Annotated in this window: 1 protein-coding gene and 1 pseudogene; both read right to left on the bottom strand. The window is 45.8% G+C overall.

Translation table 11 applies throughout. The features are described 5' to 3' along the window. Positions 1-1083 (bottom strand): LPD29 domain-containing protein (locus tag B152_RS25505; RefSeq protein WP_342664249.1); only part of this gene is annotated, 1083 nt, incomplete at its 3' end. Positions 1084-1110: 27 nt separating this feature from the next. After that, a pseudogene (locus B152_RS26650) lies at positions 1111-1476 on the bottom strand (hypothetical protein); the annotation flags it as partial. Positions 1477-1492: the final 16 nt, after the last annotated feature.

Below are 1492 nucleotides of genomic sequence, written 5' to 3'. Positions count from 1 at the left end.
GGAACTATCCATTTTCTCGCCGACCAGCTCGTAAACCGCTTTCTTGCTTCTAATGCCTTTCAGGACTTCCGGAACAGTTCCGGCGTCATGTAAATCAGCCAGCTTTAGAAGAACTTCTTGTGTTCTTTTCAGTCGTTCCCCCTCAATTCTGGCCGCTCCTGCTTCTCGCTGTCTTTTGGGTGTGTTCGTAAGCCGGTTAGCCAGCTTGTTATCAATCTCGCCTTGCATCTTGTCGGCAAGTGTCCGGAATTTATCCGCTGTATTACTGTCGGCCTTTGGCTGGGCCTTCTTCGTTGGTTTTGTTGGCGGTGTAGGTTCATCATCATGGCCAAAAGTATCAGCGGCAAAGCTCTTTGCAGCTGCTTCATCTTTGAAAGCAAAACCAGCAGGAGTTGAGCCCCATTTTTTAGAGTACCAGCCGCCAAGGGCTTTGGCTGCGTCCAGCTGGGCCATAAAAACATCCCGGGCCACCCGTTCAGGATTCACGACAATAAACATCTGAAAACCGTGCTTGGTGTGGGTGTGTTCTTCGATGATAGATTTCTGGCTGTCTTCAGCAGGGATCAAAACTGTCTTCTGCAGACCATCCCATTTGAGCATTTCAGAAAAAATCAGGGATGCCAGATCCTTCTCAATACCAGGAACAACAACCAGTCTTGACGAACCATTTTTATAATTTTCAACAGTGGGTTTTTTATCGTCTTCAAGCTCCGCAATATTCGCGGCATACTTTGAATTTACGGCTTTTACAGCCTCTTCGATCGCTACATCAGAATAATCACGATTGAAGAAAAGAAATTCGACATCCCCGAAAACATCACCAAACGGTGTTGATTTGATGCCGTGATAGTCTTCGTTCACGTCATAAAAACCGCACTGAAAGCATCCAACGATAGCTTTAACAGCTTCCTTTAATGGGCCGTCCGTCCAGCCAACATTAATAGAGTTATGCCCGTCCATGCGAACAGAGAATTTTACTGACGGAAAAGCTCTTTTTAATTGGATCCGGATATTTTTACCAGCACGTTTTGAAGAATATTCTTCCTCTTGATTGAGGTGTTTTAATGCCTCTGCAGTTCTCAAATCATCACATTTTTTCTGATAAGCTGCCTTTTCTGCAGCCTTTGTTTTTTCTTTCTGTTCGCGGATGGAATCAGCCTGAGCAACGGCCAGAGCAATTTCATACTCTGAGGCTACACCTTCCAGGATTTGCCATTGAACACCTCTTAGAATGGATTCAGGGAGCCTGTTCGTAACTGAACCATCCAGAAAAACGATGTCAAAAGAAGCAGAACCGCCGAAAGCAATTCCCCCGGAGAAAGAGCCAACAGAAGCCGGGTTTTGTTCTCCATGAATGGCGGTAACATATCCAAGCCCTCGGTTATACAACCCCGTCTTGACATGCTGCCCAACAACAAGGATCGCATTTTTAGGGTCAAAAGTGGAGACTGCAACAGCTGCGGAATTGGAAGCCATGATCGAGAACCTTTAT

It is taken from the genome of Kiloniella laminariae DSM 19542, assembly GCF_000374005.1.
In the GTDB taxonomy this organism is placed as follows: Bacteria; Pseudomonadota; Alphaproteobacteria; order Kiloniellales; family Kiloniellaceae; genus Kiloniella; species Kiloniella laminariae.
This window is presented reverse-complemented; position numbering and strand designations above follow the sequence as displayed.